The 7284-nt window shown below is 64.5% G+C and carries 6 protein-coding genes; 3 read left to right on the top strand and 3 right to left on the bottom strand.

The window, feature by feature from the left end:
• The first annotated feature begins 189 nt into the window (after positions 1–189).
• Positions 190–1977: an acyl-CoA dehydrogenase gene (locus U5A52_RS21780; protein WP_321936135.1), complete on the top strand. Its 1788-nt coding sequence runs from the start codon at positions 190–192 to the stop codon at positions 1975–1977.
• A gap of 87 nt (positions 1978–2064) precedes the next feature.
• Here U5A52_RS21780 and U5A52_RS21775 read toward each other — a convergent pair whose 3' ends face one another.
• On the bottom strand, positions 2065–3351 hold the full coding sequence (locus U5A52_RS21775; protein ID WP_321936134.1) for a D-amino acid dehydrogenase: 1287 nt from the start codon (positions 3349–3351) through the stop codon (positions 2065–2067).
• A 177-nt stretch (positions 3352–3528) separates the two neighbouring features.
• Between U5A52_RS21775 and U5A52_RS21770 the strand changes: the two genes are divergently transcribed.
• A complete protein-coding gene (locus tag U5A52_RS21770; protein ID WP_321912635.1) occupies positions 3529–4017 on the top strand; it encodes an Lrp/AsnC ligand binding domain-containing protein in 489 nt (162 codons plus the stop codon).
• 102 nt (positions 4018–4119) lie between these two features.
• Positions 4120–5283, top strand: a complete 1164-nt coding sequence (locus tag U5A52_RS21765) for a PA0069 family radical SAM protein (RefSeq protein WP_321936133.1) — start codon at positions 4120–4122, stop codon at positions 5281–5283.
• 14 nt (positions 5284–5297) lie between these two features.
• Here the strand turns inward: U5A52_RS21765 and U5A52_RS21760 are convergent, their stop codons facing one another.
• Together U5A52_RS21760 and U5A52_RS21755 are read right to left on the bottom strand one after the other, a co-directional pair.
• The gene (locus U5A52_RS21760; protein WP_321936132.1) at positions 5298–5771 is read right to left on the bottom strand and encodes a TM2 domain-containing protein; all 474 of its coding nucleotides are present in this window, start codon (positions 5769–5771) and stop codon (positions 5298–5300) included.
• A gap of 152 nt (positions 5772–5923) precedes the next feature.
• Positions 5924–7027 (bottom strand): PQQ-dependent sugar dehydrogenase, encoded by a 1104-nt coding sequence (locus U5A52_RS21755; RefSeq protein WP_321936142.1) that lies wholly within the window; start codon positions 7025–7027, stop codon positions 5924–5926.
• Between the last annotated feature and the right edge of the window lie 257 nt (positions 7028–7284).

Raw genomic sequence — 7284 nt, 5'->3', positions numbered from 1 at the left:
TCTCGTGGGCGACCTGTTCACGGTCGTGCCGGAACTCGTTAAGGAACTCGGCTGAAGCTGGCCGGTGAATCTTGCGACGAGCGCCGCGATCATGATTGAGTGCGCGGCGTGAGACGAAGCAACAAAGGGGCGCTGCGGCGCCCCTTTGTCATTTGAGGAGTCGCACTCTGGAAAGGGGAGGAGACTGACATGTACCAGGCGCCAACGAGCGACATGCTGTTCGTCATGAAGGAATTGGCCGGTCTCGAAGAGATCGCGAAGCTGCCGGGCGGCGAAGACGCCACGCCCGAGACCGTCGAAGCGGTGCTGCAAGAAGCGGCCAAGCTATGCGGTGAAGTGCTGGAGCCGCTGAACGCCGAAGGCGACCGCAATCCGAGCCGCTGGGAAAGCGGCAACGTGCATGCCACGCCCGGTTTCAAAGCGGCATTCCGGCAGTACGTGGAAGGCGGCTGGCAGGGCGTGCAACATCCTCAGGAATACGAAGGACAAGGTTTGCCGAAGCTCGTCGGCACACCGTGCGTGGAAATGCTCAACGCGGCGAATCTCTCGTTTGCGCTGTGTCCGCTGCTCACCGACGGCGCTATCGAAGCACTCCTCACCGCCGGCAGCGAAGTGCAAAAGCAGCGCTTCGTGCCGAAGCTCATCTCGGGCGACTGGACCGGCACGATGAACCTCACCGAGCCGCAGGCGGGCTCGGATCTCGCGGCCGTGCGCACGCGCGCCGAGCCGCAAGGCGATGGTACGTTCAAACTGTTCGGCACGAAGATCTTCATCACGTGGGGCGAGCACGACATGGCGGAGAACATCATCCATCTCGTGCTCGCGCGCACACCCACTGCGCCTGAAGGCGTGAAGGGCATTTCGCTTTTTATCGTGCCGAAGTTCCTCGTCAACGAAGATGGAACGCTCGGTGCGCGCAACGACGTGCACTGCGTGTCGATCGAGCACAAGCTTGGCATCAAGGCGAGCCCGACCGCCGTGCTGCAGTTCGGCGATCATGGCGGCGCGATCGGCCAGCTGATCGGCGAAGAGAATCGCGGCCTCGAATACATGTTCATCATGATGAACGCAGCGCGTTTCGCCGTGGGCATGCAGGGCGTGGCCGTTTCCGATCGCGCGTACCAGAAGGCGCTCGCCTATGCGAAGGAGCGCGTGCAAAGCCGCCCGGTGGATGGTTCTGCGAAAGCGGCGGTGAGCATCATCCATCACCCGGACGTGCGCCGCATGCTTGCGACGATGCGCGCCCTCACCGAAGCCGCGCGTGCACTCGCTTACGTGGCGGCGGGCGAGAGCGATCGCGCGCATGGCGATCCCGATGAGGCGGCCCGCGCGCGGCATCAGGCGCGTTACGAATACCTCGTGCCGATCGTGAAGGGCTGGAGTACCGAACTCGCGCTGGAAGTGACGAGCCTTGGCGTGCAGGTGCATGGCGGCATGGGCTTCATCGAGGAAACGGGCGCGGCGCAGTTCTACCGCGACGCGCGCATTCTGCCCATCTACGAAGGCACGACGGCGATTCAGGCGAACGACCTCATCGGGCGCAAGACGCTGCGCGACGGCGGCGCGGCGGCGAAGGCGTTGCTTGCCGATATCGCGCAGACCGTCGACGCGCTAGCAGCGCAACAAGGCGCGGCGTTCGAGTCGATGCGCAAGCATCTTGCACTCGGCCGCGAGGCGCTCGCCTCGGCCGTGGACTTCGTGCTCGCGAAGGCGAAGAGCGATCCGAACGCGGTGTTCGCGGGCAGCGTGCCGTATCTGAAGCTGGCGGGCATCGTGCTGGGCGGCTGGCAGATGGCGCGCGCCATGCTCGCCTCACAGCGTCTCATGCAGGACGACCCGAAGTTCCATGGCGCGAAGATCGCCACGGCGCAGTTCTTCGCGCAACACGTCTTGCCCCAGGCTGTGGCGCTCGAAGCGGCGATCGTCAGCGCAAGCGGCAGCGAGGGCGTGCTGGCGCTGGCGGAAGATCAGTTCTGACGCCGCGCGCCAATCGTAGCGAGCGAGTCGAGAAATGAAACACGGCGCCCCAGAGGCGCCGTGTTCGTTCATGCTGAAAGCGTTGCTTCAGGCATAAGCCGGGCGATGCGAGCCCTGCGTGTCGCCGAGATAGCGGTGAACCGAAAGATCGTCGGCGCGGATCGCGGGTTGCTTGCCCGAGATCAGGTCGGCGAGCAGTTGGCCCGAACCGCACGACATGGTCCAGCCGAGCGTGCCGTGGCCCGTGTTCAGGAACAGGTTCGAGATCGGGGTGCGGCCGACGACCGGCGTGCCGTCCGGCGTCATCGGGCGCAGGCCGGTCCAGAAGGTGGCCTTCGTCGTGTCGCCGCCGCCCGGGAACAGGTCGTTCACGCACATTTCGAGCGTTTCGCGACGGGCTTGCTTGAGCGACTTGTCGAAGCCGACAATCTCGGCCATGCCGCCCACGCGGATGCGATCGTCAAAACGCGTGATCGCGATCTTGTAGGTTTCGTCGAGCACGGTCGAGACCGGCGCGGCGTCGGCGTTGACGATCGGCGCCGTAATCGAATAGCCCTTGAGCGGATAGACCGGAATCTTCACGATGTCCGCGAGCATCTTCGTCGAGAAGGAGCCGAGCGCGACCACGAACGAATCCGCGCGCACCAGTTCCCTGCCGCATTGCACGCCCGCGATACGGTCGCCTTGCAGGAAGAGCTTGTCGATCGGCGTGTTGTAGCGGAATTTCACGCCCAGCTGTTCGGCCATCGCGGCAAGGCGCGTGGTGAACATCTGGCAGTCGCCGGTTTCGTCGCCGGGCAGACGCAGGCCGCCCGTGAGCTTGCCCGACACCGCGGCGAGCGCGGGTTCGGCGCGGCCCAACTCGTCGGCGGTGAGCAGTTCGTACGGAACGTTCGCGTCCTTCAGCACGGCAATGTCCTTCGCCGCGCCTTCGAACTGCTGCTGTGTGCGGAACACCTGGAGCGTGCCGCCCGTGCGGCCTTCATATTGAATGCCCGTGTCGGCGCGCAGTGCCTGCAGGCAGTCGCGGCTGTATTCGGCGAGGCGCACCATGCGACCTTTGTTGAGCGCGTAACGCTCGGCCGTGCAGTTCTGCAGCATCTGCCACATCCACTGCAGCTGGAATTTCGTGCCGTCCAGACGAATAGCGAGCGGCGCGTGCTTCTCGAACATCCACTTGATCGCCTTGAGCGGCACGCCAGGCGCGGCCCACGGCGCAGCGTAGCCCGGCGAGATCTGGCCGGCGTTCGCAAAACTGGTCTCGAGCGCGGGACCGGCTTCGCGGTCGATCACCGTCACTTCGTGGCCCGCGCGGGCGAGATACCAGGCGCTGGCCACACCGACCACACCACTGCCCAACACGACGACTCGCATAGCTGCTCCGTATAGATTCGTTGGGGCTACGCCGTGTTGCCGGGGCCCTGGAAGCGGTGTTTTGGCACCGATAGGGTGGAAGGCATGAAAATTCGCGTGTAGCCAGTATTTGTAGCTATGCTATTGTTGTATGCCTAGGTTTTGTTATCGTATTTTTCAGATTTTCGGGAAGAAATCATGAGAACGCAACGCCAGCCGGTCCGCGCGCTCGACCGGCTCGATCACCGCATCCTGAAACTGCTCCAGGAAGACGGCCGCATGGCCATGAAGGACCTCGCGGAGCAGGTCGGGCTTTCGGTGACGCCGTGCATCGAGCGGGTGAAGCGCATGGAGCGCGACGGGGTCATCACGGGCTATTTCGCGCGCGTGAATCCCGCGGTGCTGGGCGCGGCGCTGCTCGTGTTCGTGGAGATCACGCTCGACCACAAGAGCGGCAATATGTTCGACCAGTTCCGCCGCGAAGTGCAGAAGATTCCCGAAGTGCTGGAGTGCCATCTCGTCTCGGGCGACTTCGACTATCTGATCAAGGCGCGCATCGGCGAGATGGCCGACTATCGCAAGCTGCTGGGTGACATCCTCTTGCAACTGCCCGGCGCGGTTCAGTCGAAAAGCTACGTGGTGATGGAAGAGATCAAGGAGACGCTGACCATCGCCGTGGGGGAGTGAGCGGCTGTCAGCGCCCCGTTTTTAGGACTCGACAACGCGGCTCAGTACTGTATATTTGTACAGTATTGAGCCGCGTTTTTTTATGTCCTGTTCACTTTCGCCGTGACCGATTCCCGCCACCCCGATCCCGATACCGATACCTGGTATCCCGTTGCGCCGCCCACGGCACGCAAAGGGCGCGGTGCGGTTACGAACCTGCAAGGGCGCTATGAAGTGGACCAGCGCGAAGCGTTCGACGATGGTTGGCAGCAGGCGGGCGAAGGCGAGGAGGGCCAAGGGGACCAGGCCGACCACAACAGTGAGCCGAAGTTGCGCACTGAAGTCTTCGAAGAGCGTGCGAAAAGCATCCTCACGCGCAACCAGTCGCCGGACATTCCGTTCAACGTCTCGCTCAATCCATATCGCGGTTGCGAGCACGGTTGCATCTATTGCTTCGCGCGGCCCACGCACAGCTATCTCGGTCTCTCGCCGGGGCTCGATTTCGAAAGCCGTATCTACGCGAAGGTGAATGCCGCAGAACTGCTGGCGCGGGAGATCGCGAAGCCTTCGTACGAGCCCGAGCCCATTGCGCTCGGCGTGAACACCGACGCCTGGCAGCCGGTGGAGCGCGACTTGCGCATCACGCGGCGCGTGGTCGAGGTACTGGCCGAGCGTCAGCATCCGTTCGCGGCCATCACGAAGTCCTCGCTGATCGAGCGCGATCTCGATCTGCTCGCGCCGATGGCCGCGCGCAAGCAGTTCATGGCGGCGATCACGATCACCACGCTCGACGCCGATATCGCCCGCTCGCTCGAACCGCGCGCGGCGACCCCTGCGCGTCGCCTGCGCACCATTCGCACGCTAGCCGAAGCCGGTGTGCCGGTCGGCGTGAGCATCGCGCCTGTCATTCCGTTCGTGACCGAGCCCGACATGGAGCGTGTGCTCGAAGCCTGCGCCGAGGCCGGCGCAACGAGCGCGAGCTATATCGTGCTGCGTTTGCCATGGGAGGTCGCGCCGCTCTTCCAGGATTGGCTGGCGGCGCATTTCCCGCAGCGCGCCGAGCGCGTGATGAGCCGTGTGCGCGACATGCGCGGCGGCAAGGACTACGAGTCGGCGTTCTCGCAGCGCATGAAGGGCACGGGGCTTTGGGCCGACCTGCTCAAGCAGCGCTTTCACAATGCCGTGCGGCGCCTCGGGCTCAATGAGCGGCGTCACGGCATTCTCGATATGTCGGCGTTCGTGCAGTCGAAAACCGTGCGCGAGAAGCCGCAACTCGACTTGTTCTGATCGGGCTCGCGGCGTTACTGCGAGATGGCCTTTGCGGCCTCGACCTGCGACTCGAAATAGGTCTGGAAAGAGAGCGCGAGTCCCGTCATCAGCAGGAATGCGCCAATCAGCAACGAAAAGATCACGACGAAGATGACCGTCCAGCCCGAGCGGCTTGTGCGGCCTTGCTCCACGAACGCGGCGTTGAACTGCGCGTCCCATTTGGCGTCGGGGCGCAGCCCATAGACGATTGCCGCCAGAAACGCCGAAATGACGGAAACCGCGCCGATCACGGCGAGGCCCCAGCCGGGAATCGAGGCGCGTTCGGTTGCGACGAGCAGCAACACGCCCGGAATGCCGATTAGCGTGCCGAACAGATGCGCCCAGCCCCACACGTCGCGCGGACCATACAGATAGAAGCGATGTGCGCCGAGGCTGCCAAACAGGAACGCGAGGGCGGCGGTGAGGGTCTTGGAGCGAAAGCGTGCGGGGTTGTTTTCGTTGGGCATGGGCTCGGGCATAACGTGAACGTTTGGCCGTCATGGGCGCATCACGTCATCGCACACGGGCCGCCGGGCATTGTATGCCGCGCGCCTCGCTTGCAGCACAAGCGCACGCTTATGCCCGGCACCATGCCATCCGCTTTAGCGTGGCGCGCGCGTCACGGTTTGGCGTACGTCACGCGATAGATCGCGCCCGCGTAGTCGTCGCTGATCAGGAGCGAGCCGTCGGGCAGCGGCAGCACGTCGGCGGGGCGGCCCCATTGGGTCTCGTCGGCGTTGAGCCAGCCCTGTGCGAACACGTCCTGACGTGCGTTCGTGCCGTCGGGGTTGGCGCTCACGCGCACTACGCGGTAACCGACCTTCTTGCTTCGGTTCCACGAACCGTGCTCGGCGATGAACAGGCTGTTCTTGTAATCGGCCGGGAACATCGAGCCGGTGTAGAAGCGCATGCCGAGCGACGCCACGTGCGCGCCGAGTTTCGCGACCGGGGGCGTGAAGCCGCTGCAAGGATGGCCCGCGCCGAACTCGGGGTCGGCGACGTTGCCGCCATGGCAATACGGAAAGCCGAAGTCCTCGCCGGTGTGCGCGAGGCGGTTGAGCTTGTCGTCGGGGATGTCGTCGCCGAGCATGTCGCGGCCGTTGTCGGTGAACCAAAGTTCGTGCGTCTGCGGATGCCACGCGAAGCCGACCGTGTTGCGCACGCCGCGCGCAATGGTCTCGTAGTGCGAGCCGTCGGGGTCCATGCGGCCGATCATCGCGAAATGCACGCGCTGCGGGTCGCTTGCCGGCAGGCAGACGTTGCACGGCGCGCCTTGCGGCACATATAGCTTGCCGTCGGGGCCGAAGGCGATGAACTTCCAGCCGTGGTGGCGCTCGGTGGGCAGCGAATCCGTGACGACTACGGCCTTGGGCGGATCGTCGAGATGACGGTCGATGTCGTCCAGCCGCACGATCGACGACACCGCCGAGACGTATAATGCGCCGTTGCGCCAGGCCACGCCCACCGGCATCGTCAGCCCGGATGCCACGATATGGCGCTTCGCCGCTTTGCCGTCCTTGAGTTCGAGCGCGTACACGTCGCCGCTCATGCTCCCTACATATAAGGTGCCGTTGCCCGAGAGCGTCATTTCGCGCGCGCCGGGAACGTCCTCGGACAGCGCCGCTATGTGGAAGCCTGGCGGGAGCTTGATGCGCTCGATGGGAAGCGCCCCGTGAGCGAGCGGCGCCGCGAGCAGGGCGGCGGCAAGGCCGAGCCACGCCAGTGCGAAGCGTCCGGCCGACGCTCGGGGTGCCCGAAAAAGGGAGCTGTCACGCCCGCCGGCGCCGCAAGTGCGACGCAGCCATTGCACGAGTCGTCTGAAAGTCGCCACAATTCGCTCCAGGGCCCGCCCGCCGTGGCCACGAGCGGCACTTTGACTGCCGCGTCTTGCCGCTTTCCCGGCGCCAGCGCGCAATTTCCCGTTAAGTGTTTGTTATGCCTCCGGTTTCGGGCTATAATCGCATGTTTCAGTAGTCCCGA

It is taken from the genome of Paraburkholderia sp. J8-2 (genome assembly GCF_905220195.1).
Lineage (GTDB): Bacteria > Pseudomonadota > Gammaproteobacteria > Burkholderiales > Burkholderiaceae > Paraburkholderia.
Note: the sequence above shows the minus strand (reverse complement) of the source record. Positions and strands in the feature narration are given on the sequence as shown.

Excerpts from the sequence above, each read along its gene's own strand:
- U5A52_RS21780 (WP_321936135.1), top strand. The coding sequence starts at position 190 with ATGTACCAGGCGCCAACGAGCGACATGCTGTTCGTCATGAAGGAATTG.
- U5A52_RS21775 (WP_321936134.1), bottom strand. The coding sequence starts at position 3,351 with ATGCGAGTCGTCGTGTTGGGCAGTGGTGTGGTCGGTGTGGCCAGCGCC.
- U5A52_RS21760 (WP_321936132.1), bottom strand. The coding sequence starts at position 5,771 with ATGCCCAACGAAAACAACCCCGCACGCTTTCGCTCCAAGACCCTCACC.
- U5A52_RS21770 (WP_321912635.1), top strand. The coding sequence starts at position 3,529 with ATGAGAACGCAACGCCAGCCGGTCCGCGCGCTCGACCGGCTCGATCAC.